We start from the raw sequence: 22692 nt of genomic DNA, 5'->3' as shown, positions 1-22692 counted from the left end.
GTTCCCGAACGCGCGATGGGGTCGTCCGACACGCTTCTGGCGCGCTTCATGGCGCTGCATCCCAAGCTGATCGACCTGTCGCTGGGGCGCAGCCTCAGGCTGCTCGAGCGGCTGGGTGATCCGCATAAGCGCCTGCCGCCGGTGATCCATGTCGCCGGCACCAATGGCAAGGGCTCGACCATCGCCTTCATGCGCGCGATCCTGGAGGCGGGCGGGCTGAGCGCCCATGTCTACACCTCGCCGCATCTGGTGCGGTTCCATGAGCGGATCCGGCTCGGGGCCAAGGGCGGCGGCCGCTTCGTCGACGAGGCGGTGCTGGTCGAGGCGCTGGAACGCTGCGAGCGCGCCAATGCCGGCGAGCCGATCACCTTCTACGAAATCACGACGGCGGCGGCCTTTCTGCTCTTCCTCGAGCATCGCGCCGATGTCGTGCTGCTCGAGACCGGCCTCGGCGGGCGGCTCGACACGACCAATGTCATCGCCAACCCCGCCTGCGCCGTGGTCACCCCGGTCTCGCTCGACCATGCCGAATATCTCGGCGACACCGTCACCAAGATCGCCGCCGAGAAGGCCGGCATCTTCAAGCGCGGGGCGCCTGCCGTGATCGCGCCGCAGGAGCCGGAGCCGACCGCGGTGCTCGAGGCGGCGGCCGAGCGCGTCGGCGCCGCCAGGATCCTGATCGGCGCGCAGGATTTCCATGTCCACGAGGCCGGCGGCCGGCTGGTCTATGAGGATCAGGACGGGCTGCTCGACCTGCCGCTGCCGCGGCTCGCCGGGCGCCACCAGCACGTCAATGCCGGCACCGCCATCGCCGCCTTGCGCGCCGCCGGCTATGGCGGCCTGCCGGCGCACGCCTTCGAGCAGGGCATGATGACGGCGGATTGGCCGGCGCGGCTGCAGCGCCTGGCGCGCGGCCATCTGGTCGATCTGCTGCCGCAGGGCGCCGAGCTCTGGCTGGATGGTGGCCATAACCCCGATGGCGGCCGCGTGCTGGCCCAGGCCATGGCCGATCTCGCCGACCGCAATCCCGCCCCGCTGGTGATGATCGCCGGCCTGCTCTCGACCAAGGACGCCCGCGCCACGCTGGCGCATTTCAAGGGGCTGGCGCAGGGGCTGCTGGCCGTGCCGATCCAGAACGCGCTCGTCGCCCGCCCGGCCGAGGAGGTCGCGGCGCTGGCGCGGGAATCGGGGCTCGTGGCCGAGGTGGCGGGCTCGGTCGAGCAGGCTCTGCGGGAGATCGCGGCGCGTCCCTGGCCGGCGCCGCCGCGCATCCTGATCTGCGGCTCGCTCTATCTCGCGGGCGAGGTCCTCTCCGCCAACGGAACGCTCCCGGCCTGATCCCGTTTGTCCCCGAACCCCGAACGGAGACTGCGATGACGCGCGCCACCACGACGATGCGACCCTTCGGGAGCGGCGGCCGCGAGGTCCCGGTCATCGGGCAGGGCAGCTGGAACATCGAGCTCGCCGACCGGGCCGGCGCGATCGCCGCGCTGCGACGGGGGCTCGATCTCGGCCTGCTCCATATCGACACCGCCGAAATGTACGGCTCCGGCCGCTCCGAGGAGATCGTCGGAGAGGCCGTCGCCGGGCGTCGCGACACGGTCTTCCTGGTGTCGAAGGTGCTTCCGCACAATGCGTCGAAATCCGGCACGCTGCGCGCCTGCGAGCAGTCCCTGCGCAGGCTGCGCACCGACAGGCTCGACTGCTACCTGCTGCACTGGCGCGGGTCCTACCCGCTCGAGGAGACCTTCGAGGCCTTCGAGACGCTTAAGCGCGACGGCAAGATCCTGTCCTGGGGCGTCAGCAATTTCGATGTCGAGGATCTCGAGGAGGCGCTGACGCTGGCGCCATCCGATGCGATCGCCTGCAACCAGGTGCTCTATCATCTGCGCGAGCGGGCGATCGAGCATGCGCTGCTGCCCTTCTGTGCCGGGCAGGGCATCGCCGTCACCGCCTACAGCCCCTTCGGCCAGGATGATTTCCCCGCTCCCGGCAGCCCCGGCGGGCGCGTGCTGGCGGAGATCGCCCAGGCGCATGGCGCGACGCCGCGGCAGGTCGCGCTCGCCTTCCTCACCCGCAACGACGCCGTCTTCGCCATCCCCAAGGCGGCGAGGCCGGTCCATGTCGAGGAGAATGCCGGGGCGCTTTCGCTGGCGCTGACACCGGCCGAGATCGGGCGGATCAACCGCGCCTTCCCGCGCGGCCCGAAGCCGCGCTCGCTGCCGATGCTGTAGCTCGCGCCGCGCCGGCTCAGCATCCTGTCATCGGCCACGTCCGCCCTTATAGCCGCAGAGGTGCGTCTTCAGGACTGCAACAAGTTGGCAAAGTTGCCGCAAACCTCAAGGAGTCCATTAACCATATCGCCTGTGGACGACGATCGTAGTCGTGACTTATAAGCCCCAACTTTGGCTTGCAAGCCCGCACGAATCATGAGACCTTATAGTCTCGCAGTTTCGAGACTCATATGCCGACGCTCCAAGAATTTATCCATGGCCGCATGAAGGAGCTTGCCTCATCAGAGCAGCTTCTCCGCCATCAATTGAAGGCTATCGACGCAGAGCGCACGCAGCTTCGTGCGGCGGCTCAGGCTGCTGGGCTGCACGTCGAGCTGGCTAGCGAAGCGGAGGGGCCGAAGACGTTCGGCCCTTTCTCTGTGGAGGCCATTGAAGCTGAGTTCATGCGTCTGCTTGGGCGCCTCCCAAGCAAGCGAGGAATCCCTGAGAAGACTATTAAAGAGGCAGTGATTGAGGTTTTAGAGGTGATCGGAGGCGGGCTGACTGCCAGCGACATCTTGGCGGCCATCAATGCAAAATTTGGTACGGACTACCCGCGAACGTCCCTTAGTCCGCAGTTGTCGCGCCTTAAGTCCGAAGGGAAGCTTACCCGTGAGGGTAACTTGTGGAGCTTGGCCCTCGATGGGCCGAAAACGATTGAGCCCGATCATCAAACGTCTGAGGGGACGAATGACCGGGCTCAAGATACTGAAACCAACAGCGCGACCGTGGAGCCGGTCGAGGAGGTGGCACATGAGAATATGAAGACGCGTGACATCTTCAATTAAATCACATAGGCGGCTCGGGTGTTAGCGCATCCGGGTCGTTCTGCGGGGGTGTATGGTCGGAATGATGGCTATCGCCTACATGTCCAAGGGCTCATGTCCCCTTACCTCCACCAGTACGCTCGCTTTGCATGTGCATGCAAAGCGAGCGAATTTTTGATAGCGTATCTATGCTAAGGCGTCCAGTGGGCCAACGTTTTTCGCTAACGGAGCGTGATGGTTTTGCTCGTTTTCAATCAATCCCTGCGGCCTTTGGGAGCATGCCTTCCAACTTATAACCACTGGGGACGAGGCGACCCGTTTCGTAATTCCGCATCATCTAGAGCGAAACGCGAGCGGCGCTTGCTACCTAAGGCTACGTCCAAATCCAAACTGCGTTAGAGGACAGCCATAAGTGAGTTTTTTCTTTCCAGTGCTAGATCGACGCTAGAGCAGCGCGCGCCGCAGCAGATCCAGGCCGACGATCGTCAGCACCAGCTTGATCGTCAGCAGGAACCAGCGCTCCGGCAGCCGCTCCAGCAACCGCGTCCCGGCCAGCGTTCCGGCGAAGCCGGACAGGATCATCGCCGCCACCAGCGGCAGCCAATCCGCGAAGGAGAAGCCGAGCAGGCCGAAGGCGAAGACCTTCAGCAGATGCTGGATCGTGGTGCAGACGGCATGGGTGGCGATCAGCTGGCGCTTCTCAAGGTTAAGGGGCAGCAGCAGCGCCTGCACGAACGGCCCGGTGGCGCCGACGAACATGGTGATGAAGGTGGAGAGCGCGCCGCCGATCAACAGCCCGGTCGATGCCAGCCCCGGGATCCGCGGCTTGCGGATCCAGGCCATGGCGAGGATGAAGACCCCGAGCAGCCCGAGCAGCACTCGCTCCGGCAAGGCGACCACGAAGAGCGCGCCGAGCGCGACCCCGGCCAGCGAGCCCAGCGTGAACCGCGCCACCAGCGGCCAGAGCGCATGCGCGCGCTGCACATAGGAGCGGCCGAGATTGGAGCCGACCTGCACCAGCCCATGCACCGCGATGATCACCCCGGGGGGCACGGCCCCGGCCAGCGCGCCCAGCATCACCGTTCCGCCGCCGATGCCGAAGGCGGCCGTGAAGGCCGAGGTCACGAAGCTGACCGCGATCAGCAGCAGCGCGATCATCGGCGGCACGCCGGCGGGAAGCAGGATTTCGAACATGGGACCGGCCGGCTGACGGTGAGGGCGGGGTTACGAGGCGAAGCGGTGCTACACCTTGGCCGCGGTGCCCGATAGGGCCCGCTCCGCGCGGCCGGTTTGGCGCGGCTTAAACCACGTCCGCGCTTGGCGCTTTACAAGCCTGTCGCGGGGGAGTTTCCTGAAGCCATGGCGGCGGCGCCCAGGCGCTCGACAACGCCGAATTCACAGGGTTTCGGTCTCGGAGTTGTGTCATGCGTCGCGTACTCGGCATCCTGGCCGTCATGGCCCTGTCGCTGTTTGCCGCCCCCGCCAGGGCCGGCGTCGATGTCCGCGTCGACATCGCGGCGCAGCGCATCCAGGTCACCACCACCGATGGCGAGAGCTATAATTGGGCGATCTCCTCGGGCCGCAAGGGCTATCGCACGCCCAACGGCGTCTTCCGCCCGACCAGGCTGGAGAAGAACTGGTATTCCCGGAAATATGGCGGGGCCATGCCCAGCGCCGTGTTCTTCCATGGCGGCTATGCGATCCATGGCACGACCGCGGTGCGCGCGCTCGGCCGGCCCGCTTCGCATGGCTGCATCCGCCTGCATCCGGCCAATGCGGCCAAGCTCTTCGCCTTGGTCAAGAAGCATGGCGCCGGCCAGACGCGGATCGCGCTGAACGGCGTCGCTCCCGACGGCTATTCGCAATTCGCCAAGGCGTCGACCGGCGCCAAGACCAAGCTCGCCAAGGCCTCGACCGGCAAGTCCAAGCTCGCCAAGGCTCCGGCCAGGATCAAGCAGCCGGCGCTGGCCGGCCAGGGTCGCGGCGCGCCGAACTGGAACGCCGCCCGCGGCGAGATCCTGCTGAGACCAGGCCTTCCGGCCGGCGCCTATGGCTATCAGCCGCAGCAGGCCTGGCCGAACTGGCGCTGAACGCTCGCCGAGAGCCGCCGCGGAGAGTGCGGCTGTCGCGCCGGCCTGCGCTCAGGCCTCGACGCGCGCGACGCCCGCTTCGATCCGTATCCATCCGGCCAGGGTCTCGCCGGGCCCGAGCCTGGTGAGCGGCGCGACATCGCGGGCGGCGGCTTCGCTGGGTGAGCCGATCGCATGGCTCTGGGGCTCGACACAGAGGAAATTTGCCCCGGCCGGCGACCACACCACGGGGCAGCGCAGGGTTTCGCTCGCGCTGAGCCGGATGGCGAGGCCGCTGGACGGCGTTTCGATCTCCGCCACGCCGTCCCAGCCCAGGAAGCTCCAGGCCGTCTCCCGGCCGGTTCCGAAGACCGGCCCCTGCGCATAGGGGCCGCCCCCGTCGAGAGCGCGATGGCCGCTGGCGCGAAAGCCCTCGCCGAAGACCAGCGCCGCCTGCGCCCGCATCCGCAGCCGCGTATCCGCCGCGCAGGCGAACCAGGGATGGTGCCCCATCCCGTAAGGTAGTGCCGTCTGCGCCAGATTGGTCACGGTCATACCGATGGTCATACCGTCGTGATCCAGCCTGATCTCCTGCACGGCGCGGTATCGATAGGGGTCCGGACCGTCGCTGCGGACATGTTCGAGCACGGTATGACCGGCATCCTGCTTCAGCACCTCCCAGCCGGACTGCCAGCCGAAGCCGTGAATGGTGCCGGCGGGATCGTTGGGGGGGACCGCGAAGCGGCGCGCGCCGTCATCGACCACACTGCCGAAGGCGCGGTTGGCGAAGGGCAGCATCGCCCAGGTCCCGAAATGGTTCGGCTGCGCCGTCGAGGGGGCGCGGTCGCTCTCCGGCCGCAGGATCTGGTGCGTCCGGCCATCGGGCGCGCGCCAGCTCAACGCGCCGACCATCCCGCCGCAGGCGGGGTGGATCAGCGCGGCATAGCGCGCGCAGGCGATCTCGATGGCTGACATGGCCGGCTCCCTCGCATCCCGCCTCATCCGATCAGCGGCCGCAGCAGCGCCTGGGTCTGGCGCATTTTCGGCAGGAACAGCCGTTCCATCTCCTGCGCCGTATGGCGCTGCGCCTGGGCGGAGAGGTTGAAGGCGGCCACCACCTCGCCGCGTGCATTCAGCAGCGGCATCGCCAGCGAGACCAGGCCGAGCTCGAGCTCCTGGTCGACCAGCGCATGGCCCTGCCGCCGCACCCCGGCCAAAATCTGCATCAGCGCGTCGATATCGGTGATCGTCCGGGCGGTCTGCGGCTGCAGCCCGCCCGCCAGCATCAGCGCCCGCGCCTCCGGCTCGGGCCTCGCCGCCAGCAGAACCCGCCCCATCGAGGAGCAGAAGCCCGGCAGGCGCGAGCCGACGGAGAGCCCCACCGACATGATCCGGCGCTGGGCCGAACGCGCGATATAGACGATCTCATGCCCGTCGAGCAGCGAGGCGGAGCAGGATTCATGGGTGTCCTCGGAGAGACGCTCCAGGAAGGGCTGCACCAGCTGCGGCAGCGCGGTGGAGGACAGCCAGGCATAGCCGAGCCGCAGGACACGCGGGGTGAGGCTGAAATATTTGCCGTCATAGGCAGTGTAGCCCAGCCGCGTCAGGGTCAGCAGGCAGCGTCTCGCAGCGGCCCGCGACAGCGCGGTGGCGCGCGCCACATCGGCGATCGCCCGGCGCGGATGTCGGCCGTCGAAGCAGGCGATCACCGCCAGCCCCTTTTCGAGCGCCGCCATGTGATCGCGGTCAGGTGCCTCCGCCGCCATGTTGACCCGCCGAAAACCCTTGCCTAAAGTGCGAATATCAAAACAATGTGCGATAAGCGCACAGATCGAGGAGATGTCAAGGTGGCGGAATTCCTCTCCCTCAGCGCCGGCATCGAGGCGGTGCTCAGCGATGGCTGCTCGGTGGCGATGGAGGGCTTCACCCATCTCATCCCGCATGCGGCCGGCCATGAGGCGATCCGCCAGGGCCGAAGGCGGCTGACCCTGATCCGGATGACCCCGGATCTGGTCTATGACCAGATGATCGGCATGGGCCTGGCGGAGAAGCTCGTCTTTTCCTGGGGCGGCAATCCCGGCGTCGGCTCGCTCCACCGCTTCCGCGATGCCGTCGAGAATGGCTGGCCCCACCCGCTCGAGATCGAGGAACACAGCCACGCCGCCATGGCCAATGCCTATGAGGCCGGGGCCGCCAACCTGCCTTTCGCGGTGTTTCGCGGCTATAAGGGCGTCGACCTGCCGAAGGTGAACAAGAGGATCGCCTCGGTCACCTGCCCCTATACCGGCGAGGTGCTGGCCACCGTGCCGGCGCTGCGGCCCGACGCCGCCATCATCCACGCGCTGAAGGCCGATCGCGAGGGCAATGTCCTGCTGGAAGGCATTGTCGGCGTGCAGAAGGAGGCCGTGCTGGCGGCCAGGCGGTCGCTCGTCACGGTGGAGGAGATCGTCGATGATTTCGGGCCGCGCAACGCCAATGCGGTGATCCTGCCCTCCTGGACGGTCACCGCCATCGCCCATGTCCCGGGCGGCGCCTACCCCTCCTACGCCCAGGGCTATTACAAGCGCGCCAATGATTTCTACATCGCCTGGGACGCGATCTCGCGCGATCGCGACAGTTTCAGGGCCTGGATCAAGGCCAATGTCCTGGAAAAGGGGCCGGACGCCTTCGCCCAATACGCGCAGACGCGGCGGGAGGCCGCCTGATGAGCATCATGGCCACCCCCTCCGAGATGATGACCATCGCCGCCGCGCGGCTGCTGACCGATGAGGATGTCTGCTTCGTCGGCATCGGCGCGCCCTCGGCCGCCTGCAATCTGGCGCGTCTGACGCATGCGCCGAAGATCACGCTGATCTACGAATCCGGCACGCTCTCCACCCGGCCGAGCGTGCTGCCGCTCTCGATCGGCGACGGTGAGCTCTGCGACACCGCTCTGACCACCGTCTCGGTGCCGGAAATGTTCCGCTACTGGCTGCAGGGCGGGCGCATCACCATCGGCTTTCTCGGCGGGGCGCAGATCGACCGCTTCGCCAATCTGAACACGACGGTCGTCGGTCCCTATGACGCGCCCAAGGTCCGGCTGCCGGGTGGCGGCGGCGCACCGGAGATCGCGATCCATTGCCGCGAGATCTTCATCACCATGGCGATGGGTTCGCGCGCCTTCGTCGAGACGCTGCCCTTCATCACCTCCTTCGGCCATGGCACCGGCAAGGGCGACCGGGCGGCGCTGGGGCTGACCAGCAGAGGCCCCACCAAGGTCATCACCGATCTCTGCGTGCTGGAGCCCGACCCGGAAACGGCGGAGCTCACCGTCGTCTCGCTGCATCCCGGCGTGACGCGCGATCAGGTCCAGGCCGGCTGCGGCTGGCGCCTGCGCTTCGCGACCGAACTCGCGGAGACACCGGCCGCGACCGCGACGGAGCTCTCCGTGCTGCGCGACCTGCATCTGCGCACCAGACAGGCCCATGGGGTGGCGGCATGAGCCTGATCTATCCCCGCGACAGCCTGAAGGCGCATCCGCCCAACGCCTCTCCGGACTACAAGAGCACGCTGAAGCGGGCGCCCTCGCAGCCGCTCATCCTGCTGCCGCACACGCTTTCGGAGACGACCGGGCCGGTCTTCGGCCATGGCTGCGTCGCCGACGGCGATTCCGACCTCACCCGCCAGCATGCCGGCGAGCCGCTGGGCGAGCGCATCATCGTCACCGGCCGCGTCATGGACGAGGATGGCCGCCCGGTTCCGGAGACCCTGGTCGAGATATGGCAGGCCAATGCGGCCGGGCGCTACATCCATGTCCGCGACCAGCATCCAGCCCCGCTCGATCCGAATTTCACCGGCGCCGGCCGGGCGCTCACCGATGCCGAGGGCCGCTATCGCTTCGTGACGGTCAAGCCCGGCGCCTATCCCTGGCGCAACCATCACAATGCCTGGCGCCCGGCCCATATCCATGTCTCGCTGTTCGGCCCGAGCTTCCTGTCGCGCATCATCACGCAGATGTATTTCCCGGGCGATCCGCTCTTCGCCTATGACCCGATCTTCCAGTCGGTCACCGATCCCGCGGCACGCGAGCGGCTGGTCTCGCGCTTCGATATCGGCGCGACGGAGCCGGAATGGGCCCTGGCCTATCGCTTCGACATCGTGTTGCGCGGCCGCCAGGCGACGCCGATGGAGGAGCCTCATGAGCATTGAGTCCGGCGGGGCCGATCGGCCGGGCGGCATCACCCCCTCCCAGACGGTGGGGCCGTTCTTCGCCTATGCGCTGACGCCGCGGGCCTATGGCGGGCGGGAGCTGGCGACCGAGCTTCTGGCGTCGGAGGGCGTGCCCGGCGAGCGCATCAGCATCGAGGGCCGCGTGCTCGATGGCGATGGCGCGCCCGTCGGCGATGCCATGCTCGAGCTCTGGCAGGCCGATGCGCAGGGCCGCCATCAGCCGCAGGGCAATGCCGGCTTCACCGGATTCGGCCGGGCCGAGACCACGGAAGAGGGGCGCTTCCGCTTCGAGACCGTGCGCCCCGGCCCCGTGCCCGGGCCGGGCGGGACGCTGCAGGCGCCCCATCTCAGCCTCTCGATCTTCGCCCGTGGCGTGCTGCTGCGCCTGATGACGCGGATCTACTTCGCCGATGACCCGGCCAACGCCGCCGATCCGGTGCTGGCCCTCGTCCCGCAGGCGCGGCGCGAGACGCTGATCGCAAGGCGCGAGCCCGGCGGCGGCTACCGCTTCGATATCCGCTTGCAGGGAGAGGGTGAGACGGTGTTCTTCGAGGCCTGACCCGCAGCAGGACCACCGCCTCGCATGATCATCGTCTTCGGCTCGCTCAATGTCGACCTCGTCACCCCCGTCGCGCGCTTGCCCGGGCCGGGCGAGACGGTGATCGGGCCGGCCTATGCGCTGCATCCCGGTGGGAAGGGCGCCAACCAGGCGCTGGCGGCGCGCCGGGCCGGGGCCGAGGTCGTCCTGCTCGGTGCGGTGGGGCAGGATGCCTTCGCGGAGATCGCGCTGTCGCTGCTGGCGCGAGACGGTGTCGATCTCGCTCATGTCGCGCGCGTCGCGGCCCCCACCGGGGCCGCCTTCATCAGCGTCGATGCCGAGGGGGCCAACCAGATCGTGGTCGCCGCCGGCGCCAACGCGCTGGCCGAGCCGTCGGCGCTGCCGGCCCTCGCCTCGAGCGATGCCGTGATCCTCCTGCTGCAGCGGGAGACGCCGGAGGCCGGCAATCTCGCCGCCGCCCGCCTCGTCCGGCAGGCCGGCGGGCGCGTCATCCTGAACCTCGCGCCGGCCGGCGTGCCGGAGCCGGAGCTCCTGGCCCTCACCGACATCCTCATCGCCAATGAGCACGAGGCGCTGGTCCTGGCGCAGGCGCTGGGCTGGCCCGATCTCGACCCGGAGGAGATCGCGCGGCGCCTCGACGCCGAGCACGGCGTGATCAGCATCGTCACCCTCGGCGCCGATGGCGTCGTCGCCTGGCAGAGCGGGGTACGTCGACGCCTGCCGGCGCCGAAGGTCGCGGTGGTCGATACGGTGGCGGCGGGCGACAGTTTCGTCGGCGCCTTCGCCGCCGCCCTGGCGCGCGGCTACGGCCTCTCCGGCGCCTTGCAGCGCGGGCTGGCCGCCGGCTCGCTCGCCTGCACCCGGCCGGGCGCGCAGCCGAGCATTCCCCTCGCCGAGGAGATCGAGCGCATCGTCGGCAATGACTTTCTGTGACGGGGGCGGCTCACGCCCCCGCGCGGCCGGAAGAAATCGTTAAGCCTCCGGCCGGGAAGCCGCGCATCCTGGCCGATCCGTCGCGTTTCGGACCATCGCATTCACCGTTCCTCAGTGTCTCTGGGCTTTTCATCGTCCGGAACTGAGGGAAAGGGTGGCGACGCCATGTCTCAACGGCCGATCCTGTGGGCGCTCGGCATTGCCGGCTCGGTCGCCCTCGGCGCCGTCGGGTTCAGCCAGAGGGCCGCGAGCACGCTGGGCCTGGAGCCCGAGCCCGTGCCGGCCGCGGCGCGCAACGCCGGCCCAGCCGACCCGACGCTCACCGTCGCGGCGGATTATCGCGGCCATTACCTCGTCCGCCCCGAGATCGAGCGCTTTCGCATCCACATGATGGTCGATACCGGCGCCAGCGTGGTGGCGCTGAAGGCGAGCGACGCCCGCGCCCTCGGCATCAAGCCGGCGCCACGCGACTTCACCATGTCGCTCAGCACGGCGAATGGCGCCGTCAGGGGCGCCCGCGTCACCCTGCGCGAGGTCAGGCTCGGCGACATCGTCATCCGCAATGTCGAGGCGGTCGTCCTGCCCGAGGGAGCCCTCGGCATCAGCCTGCTCGGCAATTCCTTCCTGAGGAAACTCAAGGGCTATGAGGTGCAGACCGGGCGGATGGTGCTGCGCGGCTGAGCCCGCGCGCCCCTGCGGCGATGCCCACCTCTCCGCTGCCGCTCAGGCGGCGCAGCGAAAAGCGCTAAACGTCAGAAATTCGGACAGAGCGCCCGGCCGACCCGCTCGACCTGCTCGATATTCTCGGTGCCGCCGACGCTGCCGGTGCGCGGCCGCATATACATCGGGTCGTTGCCGAGGGTGACCGCGCCGGTCATGAGATAGCCGATCGCCGGCACGAAATTATAGCTGGCCTTGGCCATGATCAGCGAGGTGCCCGGCACCTTCAGCGCCGCGGGAATGGTGACGGTGGCGCCGCGCGCCAGCGCTGTGGAATTGCTCTGCTCGCTCCAGCAGACGCGCGCCGTGCCGCCGGCATCGATGATGATGCTGGAAATCGTCATGCTGGGCGGCGAATCCGTATAGGGCATCATGATCGTCTTGGCGGCGTTGAAGATGTCGTTGATGCCGTCGGTCGAGAGGGTGGTGCTCTGGGAGGCGAGGTCGCCGAGCGCCCGCGTCAGCTGCGTCACCTTGCGGTCGGCCATCACGCCCTGGCCGATCTCGACGATGCCGAAATAGGCGGTCAGCATCACCGGCAGCACGAAGGCGAATTCGATCGCCGCGACGCCGCGCTGGCCGTGGGCCAAGCGGCGGGCGAGCCGGCGCAGGGCGGCGCGGTTGCGGCGGAGCGAGAAGGCACGGATCATCATGCGGGCCTCAATTGCCGATCGTGAAGGGCTCGGTGCGGAAGGTGCTGGAGGCGACGATCGCCCGTTTTCCGCCGGTGAGATCGGCCAAAGCCGAGCTCCATTGCGTGAAGAACAGCGGATATTCCAGCACCGCGCGCACGACCACGATCTGGTTGGGCTGAGGCTGGTTGTAGCCGAAGCCGGCGGTGTTCAGCGCGCCTCCGTTGACGACGCTGCCGGTCCCGGTCTGAGCGGCGGCGAAGCTGGTATGGGTGCGCACGTCGATCTGCAGCTTGGTGCAGTCGATCAGCCCGGTGCCGGACGAGCAGACGGCGTTGCGGAAGGCCTGGGTATTGGCCGCGGCGCTGCCCTTGTAGAGCGATTGCGACTGTCCCGTCAGCAGGGAGCGCGAGGCCTGGGCGACGCCCTCCTCGAGCACCTGGCTGGTCCAGAGCAGCAGCGCCATCTCGACGATCGCCGCCAGCAGCATGAAGAAGGGCATGGCGACGAGCCCGAATTCCACGGCTGTCGCGCCGCTTTCGGCCCGGCGGAAGCGCCGCAGCAGGCGCGGCCCGCTCGGCCGGCGCAACTCCGGCCCGGGGCCGCCACTATCGGGTTTCATCGCATCGTCGCTCATGCTGGCAGGCATCCATGTGATGACTGGAGAACTGCGGAGCCCGGGTCCATGGGATGGACGAGCGCCACGGCCTCGCCCGAACCCGGGCCAAGCTGGCATGATGTCTAGCGGAAAAGGATTTCGGATCCGTTATGGCGGCGATTGCCGGTTTCCGCGCGGGTTTAAGCTCCCGCTAACCTTGCGCCACGCCGCTCAATTGCCTTTGCCGCTGGCGAGTGCGTTGCGCGACCGCGTCTGCCCGCCGACATCGCTGAAGAACTTCGTGGCGTCGCCGAGCTGGACCGCCGGCTGGCAGGAGGGGGTGCAGGAATAGCTCTCCCGCTCCAGGCCGCGTTGCACCGTCAGCATGGAATTGGAAGCCGCGCCCACGCGCACGAGGGATTCCGCCAGCAGCGTGCCGGCGGCATCGAGCGCGATCAGGTTGGTGACGCCGAAGCTCTTGCCGGTCACGACCATCACGCCGTTACGCTGCACCGAGACGTCGGCGATGCCGGGATTGCCGACGATCACGGTCTGGGCCCGCTCCGGCAGGCGTACCACCTTGGCGTGGTCGACGACGACCTCGACGGTCTCGGCCGCGGGAGCGGCCTGGACGGCGGTCGCCACGAGGCCGAGCGCCAGCAGCAGGGCGGGGACGACGCCGTTCGCCCGGCGCGACGCCGCGCTGGCTCGCCTGTAGAACGGTTCCGGACTGAACATGCGCGACGCCCCAAGAATTGCACCCCCGGAAGGAAAGCGCAAAATGATGAACAAATCTCTAAGGGTGCCGGTGCGGCAGTTTTCTCGGATGGTCGCTTCGGCCGAATACCTCGCCGGAGCGAGGTTTCATTCTGTCTTGGCCGCTTGCAGCCCCGATTGCAGGGGCTGAAAGGCCGATTATTCCGGCGAAAATCAGCCGATAGCAAAATATAAAACGGTTGACGTTGCGAAAATTAAAAGTTTCAACGTTTGGAATTATCTATTAACCACCAAATCAGGCGTTTCCTGTGGCGCCCAATTCTTTGTTTCGTTTAACCGATCAGCAAGGGATGCCGGGTAATGTCCAATTGTCGCTGACCGAAGCCGACAGAGCGAAGGCAGCCGTCAAACCGTGGTGTAACAAGGAGTACTGACATGACCAACCTGTTCAAGAGCTTCATCAAGAACGAGTCCGGCGCCACCGCCATCGAGTACGGCCTGATCGCTTCGCTCGTCGCCGTTGCCGCGATCACCGCCATGAGCACCGTCGGTGACAACCTGATCAGCACCTTCACGAAGATCAGCGACAAGCTGGGCTGATCCGCCCGCCGGGCCCATGCCCGGATTGGTGCAGGACTGCAGACGCCCCGGTTCGCCGGGGCGTTTTGCGTTGCTCCCCCGCCTGCGCGCGTCGATTCCGCGCTTGCGCGGTATCATTTCGTCAATCCCGCTTTGCTAAGGGTGAGGCGGTCCCGAAGGAGATGAGCCGATGTCGATGCCGTTCCTGGCCATGCTGGTGTTCTTCCCCGGCGCGATGGCCTATGCCGCCGCCAGCGATCTGGTCTCGATGACGATCTCGAACAGGCTCTGCCTGTTGCTGTTCGCCGGCTTCATCGTCTGCGCCACCCTGGCGGGCCTTTCTCCCCAGCAATTCGCCGCGCATGTCGCGGCCGGCGCCCTCGTGCTCACGCTCTGCTTCGGCCTGTTCGCGGCCGGCTGGATCGGCGGCGGCGACGCCAAGCTCGCGGCGGTCACCGCGCTCTGGTTCGGCTTCGACCAGCTCGTTCCCTATCTCGCCTATGCCGCGATCTTCGGCGGCTTCCTGACCTTCGCCATTGTGACGCTGCGCTCGTCGCCGCTGCCCGATTTCGCGGGCTGGCCCTGGCTGCGCCGGCTGCACTCCGCGAAGGAAGGCGTGCCCTACGGCATCGCCCTGGCGTTCTCGGCGCTGCTGGTCCTGCCCGAGACGCCGATCTGGCGCGCCGCCCTCGCCGGCTGAGGCGGCCCGCGGGCGGGGTCTACCCTAAGGGCAGGGCGATCCCGATCCGCCGAAAAAGATACGTGTCCTTAACCATAAGTTGACGATTCCCGCTGCACGATCCTCGCAAGACGCCAATTGGTTTGGCCGAGGGTCAGTCGCTCATGAGTCCCGCCCGCATCATCATCCTCGTCGTCGCCCTGGCGGCCGGCCTGGGCGCCGCGCTGCTCATGCAGCGGCAGCCCGGCAAGCCGGCCGAGGTCACGAAATCCGTTCCGGAGCCGACCGTGCCGGTGCTGGTCGCCGCAGCGACCATCCCGCTCGGCAACAAGCTCGCCGCGGGCGATCTGCGCTGGCTGGACTGGCCGCTCTCCAGCGTCCCCGCCGGCGTGATCCGCAAGGACGAGACGCCCGGGGCGGAACAGGAGATCGCGGGCCAGCTCGCCCGCTTCCCGATCATCGCCTCCGAGCCGATCCGCCGCGAAAAGCTGATCCGCACCGACGGCACCGGCTTCCTCTCCGCCGTGCTTCCGGCCGGCAAGCGCGCCATCGCCATCAGCACCGATAATCGCGGCTCGGCCACAGCGGGCGGCTTCATCCTGCCCAATGACCGGGTCGACGTCGTCAGCACGACGAGGCCCGAAAGCGCCTCCGGCGAGCAGGCCTCCTATGTCAGCGAGGTGGTGCTGAAGAACATCCGGGTGCTCGCCATCGGCCAGAACATCCAGGAGAGCAACGGCGAGAAGGTCGTGACCGGCGAGACCGCCACGCTCGAGATCGACCCGAGGCAGATCGAAGTCATCGCCGAAGCGCAGAAGACCGGCTCGCTCTCCCTGGTGCTGCGCAGCCTCCAGGACGCGGGGGAGGTCGTGACCGGCGCCGATGAAGGCGGCCTCACGCTCGTCCGTTACGGCGTCACCACCAAGGGCGTGAAACCATGATCGCTGACCGCATCCTCCTTCCCGCCCTTCTCGCAGCCGCCCTCGTCGCTCCGGCCCAGGCGCAGAGCGGCCGGGCGAGCACGACCGGCCCGGCGCCGGTGCTGAATGTCGGGACGAGCGAGCACGCCATCGCCCGCAAGCTCGATCTCTCGATCGGCCGCTCCATCGTCGTCGAGCTGCCGCGCGACGCCAAGGAGGTCTTCGTCGCCAATCCCAAGGTGGCGAATGCGGTCGTCCGCTCGGCGCGCAAGATCTTCATCATCGGCATCGCCGACGGCTCGACCTCGATGTTCGTCATCGACGCCGAGGGCCGCCAGATCTCGGCGCTCGAGATCGAGGTCGGGCGCGACCTGAACGTGCTGCGCCAGACCCTGCGCTCGGCGCTGCCGCGCGCCCAGATCGAGGTCAAGCCGGCCGGCAACTCCATCCTCCTGGTCGGCGACGTCACCAACGCCTCGGAGGCGACGCAGGCCGTCGACATCGCCAACGCCTTCGTCGGGCAGTCGGGCGGGCTGTTCAGCTCCACCAAGGGCGCGGTGATCAACTCGCTCTCGATCCGCGGCCGCGATCAGGTGATGGTCAAGGTCGTGGTCTCGGAAGTCTCGCGCAAGGCGATCAAGCAGCTCGGCATCAACTCGAACGGCGAATGGCGGCTCGGCAATTTCAGGCTGACGCCGTCCCTCGACAACCCGTTCCCGCTGCAGCCCCAGGCGCTGGCGGCGACCGCCATCGGCGCCGGCATCGGCAACTCCACCAATTTCACGCTGAAGGCGCTGGAGCGGGCCGGTCTGTCGCGCGTGCTGGCCGAGCCGACCGTCACCGCGATCTCGGGCGAGAGCGCCAAATTCACCGCCGGCGGCGAAGTCCCGGTGCCGAAGGGGCAGAACTGCAGCGCCGACACCTTCGGCCGCCTGACCTGCCAGCTGCAGATCGAGTACAAGCCGATCGGCGTCGCGCTCAACTTCACGCCGATCGTGCTCTCGGACGGCAAGATCAGCATGCGCATCGCCACCGAGGTGACCGAGCTCGACTTCGAGAACCAGATCCGGCTCAGCGGTTCGAACCAGGACCTCAACGTCCCGGCCTTCCGCGTCCGCAAATCGGACACCACCGTGGAACTGCCCTCGGGCGGCACGCTCGCCACCGCCGGCCTGATCCAGCGCGTCGGCCGCACCTCGCTCAACGGCTTTCCCGGCCTGATGAACATCCCGATCATCGGCACGCTGTTCCGCTCGCGCGACTACCAGCGCGAGGAGACGGAGCTGATGATCACGGCGACCCCCTACATCGCCAAGCCGATGGAGCCCAACCAGGTCCAGCGCCCGGATGACGGCTTCGTCGAGACCCATGACGCGCAGGCGATCCTGCTGGGACGTCTGAACCGGCTCTACGGCTCCGGCGCCGGGGCCCGCCCCCAGGCCTATAAGGGCCGGGTCGGCTTCATCGCGGATTGAGCGCCCAGCAGGCGAGAAGGACAGACGGACCATGACGGCTCGATCCAGCAAGGCGGCGACCATGCCTCGTTTCACCGCGATTCTGCTCATCGGCGCCTCACTCGGCGCCTGCGCTCCCAAGGCCGATCTGACGGCCTCGCTCGCCCCCGACGACGTGCGCGAGCGTCATCCGATCGTGCTGCGCGACGCGCCGAAATCGCTCGACGTCTTCGTCGGCCGCGCCGGCGGCGGGCTGGACGAGCGCCAGGCCGAGGATGTCGCGGTGTTCGCCCAGGATTACCGCCGCTCCGGACGCGGCGGTCTGGTGGCGCAGGTGCCGACCGGGACGCGGCGCGACGCCGCGGCCAGCCATACGCTCCAGGGCATCCGCGCCGCGCTCGCCCGCGGCGGCGTGCCGGGCTCGGCGCTCTCGGTCAGGAGCTACGCGGTCAACGATCCCGGCCTCGCCTCGCCGATCCGGCTGACCTTCGCCTCGCTTCAGGCCGGCCTCCCGCATCAATGCGGGCAATGGCCCGCCGATCTCGGCTCCTCGAACTATCGCACCAGCGCCAGCAACGAGCCCTACTGGAATCTGGGCTGCTCCAGCCAGGCGACGCTCGCCGCGCAGGTGGCCGATCCGGTCGATCTGGTACGGGCCCGCGCCGAAGGCCGCCCCGACATCGCCAAGCGCATGGGCGCCATCACCAAGCTGCGCGAGGGCAAGGATCCGTCGACGGAGTATCGCCAGCAGACGCCGCAGATCAACTCTGCCGTGGGTGGAAGCCGCTGATGGACACGCTGCAGGACCAGGATCTCCGCTCCGAGATCACGCCCGGCGAGGTGCTGATCGCACCCTTGCCGCGCGTTACCATCCAGGCCTTCTGCGAGACGCCCGGCGTCGCCGCGATCATGCAGGCCGCGGTCGCCGACCGGCGCATGGCCAAGACCCATGCCCGCATCCAGATGGGCGGGCCGGCCGCGGCGGTCGAGGCCTTCCGCACCGCGCCGACCCCCAACGTCATCGTGCTGGAGACGGTCTCCGACCCGAATGCCCTGGTCGCCCATCTCGACGCGCTGGCGCAGAGCTGCGATTCCGGCACGAAGGTCGTGGTCATCGGCCATGTCAACGACGTGCAGCTCTATCGCGACCTGATCCGGCGCGGGGTCAGCGAATATCTGATCGCGCCGCTCGGCACGCTCGACGTGCTGCGCACCCTGTCCGAGCTCTATGCGGCGCCCGGGGCGCAGGCGGTGGGGCGGATCATCGCGGTGATGGGCGCCAAGGGCGGCGTCGGCTCCTCGACCCTGGCCCACAACATCGCCTGGACGATCGCCTCGAGCCTCGATTCCTCGACCGTCATCGTCGATCTCGACATCGCCTATGGCACGGCCGGGCTCGACTTCAACCAGGATCCGCCGCAGGGCATCGCGGAAGCGGTCTTCGCGCCCGAGCGTCTCGACGCCAACATGCTCGACCGCCTGCTCTCCCGCTGCAGCGACAATCTGGCCCTGCTGGCCGCCCCGGCCATGCTCGACCGGACCTGCGACCTGCCGGAGGACGCTTTCGACCAGCTCTTCGACCTGCTGCGCGCCAGCGTGCCGACCGTTGTGCTCGACGTGCCCCATCTCTGGACGGCCTGGGCCAAGCGGGCGCTGCTCGCCGCCGACGAGGTGATCATCGTGGCGGAGGCGGAGCTCGCCTCCCTGCGCAACACCAAGAACCTGCTCGATCTGATGCGCAGCACGCGCCCCAATGATTCCCAGGCGCGTCTCGTGCTCAACAAGGTCGGCGTGCCGAAGCGGCCGGAGATCGATGCGAGCGAATTCTCCAAGGCGGTCGGCACCGAGGTGCTCTGCTCCGTCCCCTTCGACGCCCAGATCTTCGGCACGGCGGCCAATAACGGCCAGATGATCGCCGAGGTGCAGGGCAAGGGGAAGGTCAATGAGGGGCTGGTGCAGATCGCCAGCGCCGTGACCGGCCGCAGCGAATCCAAGCGCGGCCGCGCCAGCCTGCTGGAACCGCTGGTCGCCAAGCTGATGCGGCGGAAGGCTTGATCGATGAGCGGATCACGCCACGCCGCCGTCCCTGTCGTCAGAGAGGGCTGAGATGTTCGGAAAGCGATCCACCGGCGCCAGCGCGCCCGTTCCGGTGGTGAGGGAAGCGCCGCGCCCGGCCGCCCGCGTCGTCGCCGCCGCGCCGCCGCCGGAATCGCGCCGGACGCCTTTGGTCGTCGAGAATCCGCATTCCGACGAATACTACCAGATGAAGAGCATGATCTTCGGCGCGCTGATCGAGGCGATCGACCTCTCTCAGCTCGCCAAGCTCGATGCCGAATCCGCCCGCGAGGAAATCCGCGACATCATCAACGAGATCATCTCGCTGAAGAACGTCGTGCTGTCGATCGCGGAGCAGGAGGAGCTGCTCGACGACATCTGCAACGACGTGCTCGGCTACGGGCCGCTGGAGCCGCTGCTGGCGCGCGACGACATCGCCGACATCATGGTCAATGGCGCGGCCCGCACCTTCATCGAAGTCGGCGGCAAGATCACGCTGACCAATATCCGCTTCCGCGACAATGCCCAGCTGATGAACATCTGCCAGCGCATCGTCAGCCAGGTCGGCCGCCGCGTCGACGAATCCTCGCCGATCTGCGACGCCCGCCTCGCCGACGGCTCGCGCGTCAACGTCATCGCGCCGCCGCTCGCCATCGACGGCCCGGCCCTGACGATCAGAAAGTTCAGGAAGGACAAGCTGACGCTCGACCAGCTCGTGCGCTTCGGCGCGATCTCGCCGCCGGGCGCCGAGCTGCTCAAGATCATCGGCCGGGTCCGCTGCAACATCGTGATCTCGGGCGGTACCGGCTCCGGCAAGACCACGCTGCTGAACTGCCTGACGAACTACATCGACGAGGACGAGCGCGTCATCACCTGCGAGGACGCGGCGGAGCTGCAGCTGCAGCAGCCGCATGTCGTGCGCCTCGAGACGCGCCCGCCCAATCTCGAGGGCACGGGCGCGATCACCATGCGCGACCTCGTCAAGAACTGCCTGCGCATGCGCCCGGAACGGATCATCGTCGGCGAGGTGCGCGGGCCGGAGGCCTTCGACCTGCTCCAGGCGATGAATACCGGCCATGACGGCTCGATGGGCACGCTGCACGCCAACACCCCGCGCGAATGCCTCAGCCGTATCGAATCGATGATCACCATGGGCGGGTTCTCGCTGCCGCCGAAGACGTTGCGCGAGATGATCTGCTCCTCCATCGACGTGATCATCCAGGCCCAGCGCCTGCGCGACGGGTCGCGCCGCATCACCCACATCACCGAGGTGATGGGCATGGAAGGCGACGTGATCATCACCCAGGACCTGATGACCTACGAGATCATCGGCGAGGACGCGGCCGGCAAGCTGGTCGGCCGCCATCGCTCGACCGGCGTCGGCAGGCCGCGCTTCTGGGAGCGGGCCCGCTATTACGGCGAGGAGCAGCGCCTGGCCACGGCGATCGACTCGCTCGATCTCGAAGGCGACGGCGTGCCGGCCTGACGGCCGGCCGCGTGGAGAGCGACAGACCATGAACACAAGCGTCATCGCCGTCATCATCCTGTCGACCCTCGCGATGGCGGGCGTGGTCTACGCGCTGTTCTACCCGATGCTGAGCGGGCAGGCGCGGGCGGAGAAGCGCCGCAAGGAATTCGCCGCCCCGGTCGCCAGCCGCGGCGTCGACCGCGACGCCCAGACCCGGGCCAAGCGCGGCCAGATCGCCCAGAGCCTCAAGGAGATCGAGGCCCGGGAATCCGAGCGGAAGAACCTGACGCTCGAGACGCGGCTGCTGCAGGCCGGGCTGAACTGGAACCGGAAGAAATACTACGTCATCAGCGCGATCAGCGCCGTGACGCTCGGCCTCGTCCTGCTGATCGCGAGCGGCAGCCCGATCCTCGGAGGCATCGGGCTCTTCGTCGGCGGCTTCGGCCTGCCGGCCTGGTATCTGAAGCGCGCCAAGGCGAAGCGGCTGAAGATGTTCGGCATCGAGTTTCCCAACGCTATCGACGTGGTGGTGCGCGGCATCAAGGCCGGGCTGCCGCTGAACGACTGCCTGCGCATCATCGCCGCCGAGGCGGCGGAGCCGGTCAAGACCGAATTCAGGCTGATCATCGAGAGCCAGTCGCTGGGGCTGCCGCTGACCGAGGCGGCCAACAAGCTGTTCGAGCGGATGCCCTGCGCCGAATCCAATTTCTTCGGCATCGTCCTGGCGATCCAGCAGAAGACCGGCGGCAATCTCTCCGAGACGCTCGGAAACCTGTCTCGCGTGCTGCGCGAGCGCCGCAAGATGCGCGACAAGATCCAGGCCGTCTCGATGGAGGCCAAGGCCTCCGCGGCGATCATCGGAACGCTGCCGCCGGCCGTGGCGGTGCTCGTCTATCTCACCACGCCGAAATACATCGAGCTGCTCTGGCTGACGCAGACCGGCAAGGTCGCGATGCTCGCCGGCGGCATCTGGATGCTGATGGGCATCCTGGTGATGCGCAAGATGATCAACTTCGATATCTGAGGCGGCGCCATGATCGAACTCATCGCCGGCAAGCTGGCGGATACGCAGTTCCTGCTCGCCATGCTGGTCGCCGTGGCCGCGGCCGCGACCGTGATCACCGTGGCGATCCCGCTCACCGAGGGCTCGCATCTCCAGAAGCGCATGAAGAGCGTTGCCACCGAGCGCGACAAGATCCGCGCCCGCGAGCGCGAAAGGCTGAGCCGGCAGAAGGAGAAGGTCAGCCTGCGCCAGGAACCGAAGGAGTTCATGCGGCGCATCGTCGACAGGTTCAAGTTGGGCGACTGGCTGGGCACGGAATCGGCCAAGAAGCAGCTCGTCATGGCCGGCTATCGCGGGCCGCAGGCCGAGATCGCCTTTCTCTTCTTCCGGCTCGTCATGCCGATCGGGCTGTTCCTGGTCGCCCTGTTCTACGTCTTCGCCGTCAATGGTTTCGGCCAGCCGCCGCTGATCCGCTTCGGCATGGCGCTGGCCGGCGCCTATGTCGGCATCAAGGCGCCTGAGGTCTTCCTCTCGAACCAGATCGCCAAGCGCCAATTATCGATGCGAGGTGCCTTCCCCGATGCGCTCGACCTGCTGCTGATCTGCGTCGAATCCGGCATGTCGATGGAACACGCCTTCCGCAAGGTCTCACAGGAGATCGGCGGCCAGTCGGTCGCGCTGGCGGAGGAATTCGCGCTCTGCACGGCGGAGCTCTCCTATCTCACCGAGCGTCGCCAGGCCTATGAGAACCTCGCCCAGCGCACCGGGCTGGAAGGCGTGAAATCGGTGTCCACCGCGCTGATCCAGGCGGAGCGCTACGGCACGCCGCTCGGCACCGCGCTGCGCACGCTCGCCCAGGAAAGCCGCGACCAGCGCATGATGGAGGCGGAAAAGAAGGCGGCGGCGCTGCCCCCCAAGCTGACCGTGCCGATGATCCTATTCTTCCTGCCGGTGCTCTTCATCGTGATCATGACCCCGGCGCTGATCCAGGTCATGAAATGGAAGTGACGGCCCGCGCCGCGCCCGACGTGCGGCGATGACCACGCGCCGTCGCCGG

At 67.9% G+C, this 22692-nt stretch carries 25 protein-coding genes; 19 read left to right on the top strand and 6 right to left on the bottom strand.

Translation table 11 applies throughout. From position 1 onward, the window contains the following. Positions 1 to 15 precede the first annotated feature (15 nt). The 3 genes from ASG72_RS04540 to ASG72_RS04530 all read left to right on the top strand — a co-directional run bounded on the left by ASG72_RS04540 (position 16) and on the right by ASG72_RS04530 (position 3061). Entirely contained in the window at positions 16 to 1338 is a 1323-nt protein-coding gene (locus ASG72_RS04540) for a folylpolyglutamate synthase/dihydrofolate synthase family protein (RefSeq protein ID WP_056709429.1), read from the top strand. A 35-nt stretch (positions 1339 to 1373) separates the two neighbouring features. Next, positions 1374 to 2234 (top strand): aldo/keto reductase, encoded by an 861-nt coding sequence (locus ASG72_RS04535; protein ID WP_244488692.1) that lies wholly within the window; start codon positions 1374 to 1376, stop codon positions 2232 to 2234. 230 nt (positions 2235 to 2464) lie between these two features. Next, positions 2465 to 3061, top strand: coding sequence for a hypothetical protein (locus ASG72_RS04530; protein WP_056709426.1), 597 nt, complete (start codon positions 2465 to 2467; stop codon positions 3059 to 3061). 423 nt (positions 3062 to 3484) lie between these two features. Here ASG72_RS04530 and ASG72_RS04525 read toward each other — a convergent pair whose 3' ends face one another. After that, positions 3485 to 4234, bottom strand: coding sequence for a sulfite exporter TauE/SafE family protein (locus ASG72_RS04525; protein ID WP_056709424.1), 750 nt, complete (start codon positions 4232 to 4234; stop codon positions 3485 to 3487). A gap of 230 nt (positions 4235 to 4464) precedes the next feature. On the opposite strand from ASG72_RS04525, the gene ASG72_RS20220 reads away from it, so the two are divergent. Next, on the top strand, positions 4465 to 5130 hold the full coding sequence (locus tag ASG72_RS20220; RefSeq protein WP_244488691.1) for a L,D-transpeptidase: 666 nt from the start codon (positions 4465 to 4467) through the stop codon (positions 5128 to 5130). A gap of 51 nt (positions 5131 to 5181) precedes the next feature. On the opposite strand, the gene ASG72_RS04515 is transcribed toward ASG72_RS20220, so the two are convergent. Both ASG72_RS04515 and ASG72_RS04510 read right to left on the bottom strand, forming a co-directional pair. Next, positions 5182 to 6084 (bottom strand): hypothetical protein, encoded by a 903-nt coding sequence (locus ASG72_RS04515; protein WP_056709421.1) that lies wholly within the window; start codon positions 6082 to 6084, stop codon positions 5182 to 5184. Positions 6085 to 6107: 23 nt separating this feature from the next. Further along, complete coding sequence (locus ASG72_RS04510) at positions 6108 to 6845, bottom strand: IclR family transcriptional regulator C-terminal domain-containing protein (protein ID WP_200939886.1); 738 nt, start codon at positions 6843 to 6845, stop codon at positions 6108 to 6110. Between the two features lie 111 nt (positions 6846 to 6956). On the opposite strand from ASG72_RS04510, the gene ASG72_RS04505 reads away from it, so the two are divergent. The 6 genes from ASG72_RS04505 to ASG72_RS04480 all read left to right on the top strand — a co-directional run bounded on the left by ASG72_RS04505 (position 6957) and on the right by ASG72_RS04480 (position 11491). Next, positions 6957 to 7814: a CoA-transferase gene (locus ASG72_RS04505; protein WP_280137734.1), complete on the top strand. Its 858-nt coding sequence runs from the start codon at positions 6957 to 6959 to the stop codon at positions 7812 to 7814. After that, positions 7814 to 8590, top strand: a complete 777-nt coding sequence (locus ASG72_RS04500) for a CoA-transferase subunit beta (RefSeq protein WP_056709415.1) — start codon at positions 7814 to 7816, stop codon at positions 8588 to 8590. The genes ASG72_RS04505 and ASG72_RS04500 overlap by 1 nt, the downstream gene beginning before the upstream one ends. Continuing rightward, positions 8587 to 9297, top strand: a complete 711-nt coding sequence (pcaH, locus tag ASG72_RS04495) for a protocatechuate 3,4-dioxygenase subunit beta (RefSeq protein ID WP_056709412.1) — start codon at positions 8587 to 8589, stop codon at positions 9295 to 9297. Before ASG72_RS04500 ends, pcaH begins: the two co-directional genes overlap by 4 nt. Then, positions 9287 to 9877 carry a protocatechuate 3,4-dioxygenase subunit alpha gene (gene pcaG / locus ASG72_RS04490; RefSeq protein WP_056709410.1) on the top strand — a complete coding sequence of 197 codons (591 nt, stop codon included), beginning with the start codon at positions 9287 to 9289 and terminating at the stop codon, positions 9875 to 9877. Before pcaH ends, pcaG begins: the two co-directional genes overlap by 11 nt. A gap of 24 nt (positions 9878 to 9901) precedes the next feature. Continuing rightward, the gene (locus ASG72_RS04485; protein WP_056709408.1) at positions 9902 to 10810 is read left to right on the top strand and encodes a ribokinase; all 909 of its coding nucleotides are present in this window, start codon (positions 9902 to 9904) and stop codon (positions 10808 to 10810) included. 165 nt (positions 10811 to 10975) lie between these two features. Then, positions 10976 to 11491, top strand: a complete 516-nt coding sequence (locus tag ASG72_RS04480) for a TIGR02281 family clan AA aspartic protease (RefSeq protein WP_056709406.1) — start codon at positions 10976 to 10978, stop codon at positions 11489 to 11491. A 71-nt stretch (positions 11492 to 11562) separates the two neighbouring features. Here the strand turns inward: ASG72_RS04480 and ASG72_RS04475 are convergent, their stop codons facing one another. The 3 genes from ASG72_RS04475 to ASG72_RS04465 all read right to left on the bottom strand — a co-directional run bounded on the left by ASG72_RS04475 (position 11563) and on the right by ASG72_RS04465 (position 13498). After that, positions 11563 to 12183 (bottom strand): TadE/TadG family type IV pilus assembly protein, encoded by a 621-nt coding sequence (locus ASG72_RS04475; RefSeq protein WP_056709405.1) that lies wholly within the window; start codon positions 12181 to 12183, stop codon positions 11563 to 11565. Positions 12184 to 12190: 7 nt separating this feature from the next. Then, positions 12191 to 12799, bottom strand: a complete 609-nt coding sequence (locus ASG72_RS04470) for a TadE/TadG family type IV pilus assembly protein (RefSeq protein WP_162246190.1) — start codon at positions 12797 to 12799, stop codon at positions 12191 to 12193. 192 nt (positions 12800 to 12991) lie between these two features. Next, on the bottom strand, positions 12992 to 13498 hold the full coding sequence (locus ASG72_RS04465; RefSeq protein ID WP_082540072.1) for a pilus assembly protein N-terminal domain-containing protein: 507 nt from the start codon (positions 13496 to 13498) through the stop codon (positions 12992 to 12994). A gap of 414 nt (positions 13499 to 13912) precedes the next feature. On the opposite strand from ASG72_RS04465, the gene ASG72_RS20215 reads away from it, so the two are divergent. The 9 genes from ASG72_RS20215 to ASG72_RS04425 all read left to right on the top strand — a co-directional run bounded on the left by ASG72_RS20215 (position 13913) and on the right by ASG72_RS04425 (position 22643). Next, positions 13913 to 14077 carry a Flp family type IVb pilin gene (locus tag ASG72_RS20215; protein WP_082540071.1) on the top strand — a complete coding sequence of 55 codons (165 nt, stop codon included), beginning with the start codon at positions 13913 to 13915 and terminating at the stop codon, positions 14075 to 14077. 169 nt (positions 14078 to 14246) lie between these two features. Next, positions 14247 to 14756: a prepilin peptidase gene (locus tag ASG72_RS04460; RefSeq protein WP_056709402.1), complete on the top strand. Its 510-nt coding sequence runs from the start codon at positions 14247 to 14249 to the stop codon at positions 14754 to 14756. Between the two features lie 143 nt (positions 14757 to 14899). Further along, positions 14900 to 15676: a Flp pilus assembly protein CpaB gene (gene cpaB / locus ASG72_RS04455; RefSeq protein WP_056709964.1), complete on the top strand. Its 777-nt coding sequence runs from the start codon at positions 14900 to 14902 to the stop codon at positions 15674 to 15676. Then, the gene (locus tag ASG72_RS04450) at positions 15673 to 17130 is read left to right on the top strand and encodes a type II and III secretion system protein family protein (protein WP_056709400.1); all 1458 of its coding nucleotides are present in this window, start codon (positions 15673 to 15675) and stop codon (positions 17128 to 17130) included. The genes cpaB and ASG72_RS04450 overlap by 4 nt, the downstream gene beginning before the upstream one ends. Positions 17131 to 17191: 61 nt before the next feature. Then, positions 17192 to 17899: a CpaD family pilus assembly protein gene (locus tag ASG72_RS04445; RefSeq protein WP_244488690.1), complete on the top strand. Its 708-nt coding sequence runs from the start codon at positions 17192 to 17194 to the stop codon at positions 17897 to 17899. Next, positions 17899 to 19164 (top strand): AAA family ATPase, encoded by a 1266-nt coding sequence (locus tag ASG72_RS04440; RefSeq protein WP_056709397.1) that lies wholly within the window; start codon positions 17899 to 17901, stop codon positions 19162 to 19164. Before ASG72_RS04445 ends, ASG72_RS04440 begins: the two co-directional genes overlap by 1 nt. 52 nt (positions 19165 to 19216) lie before the next feature. Next, positions 19217 to 20650: a CpaF family protein gene (locus ASG72_RS04435; RefSeq protein ID WP_056709395.1), complete on the top strand. Its 1434-nt coding sequence runs from the start codon at positions 19217 to 19219 to the stop codon at positions 20648 to 20650. A 28-nt stretch (positions 20651 to 20678) separates the two neighbouring features. Beyond that, the gene (locus ASG72_RS04430) at positions 20679 to 21656 is read left to right on the top strand and encodes a type II secretion system F family protein (RefSeq protein ID WP_056709393.1); all 978 of its coding nucleotides are present in this window, start codon (positions 20679 to 20681) and stop codon (positions 21654 to 21656) included. A 9-nt stretch (positions 21657 to 21665) separates the two neighbouring features. Continuing rightward, a complete protein-coding gene (locus ASG72_RS04425) occupies positions 21666 to 22643 on the top strand; it encodes a type II secretion system F family protein (RefSeq protein WP_056709391.1) in 978 nt (325 codons plus the stop codon). The last annotated feature ends 49 nt before the right edge of the window (positions 22644 to 22692 follow it).

It is taken from the genome of Allobosea sp. Leaf344 (assembly GCF_001426225.1).
GTDB lineage: Bacteria > Pseudomonadota > Alphaproteobacteria > Rhizobiales > Beijerinckiaceae > Allobosea.
Note: the sequence above shows the minus strand (reverse complement) of the source record. Positions and strands in the feature narration are given on the sequence as shown.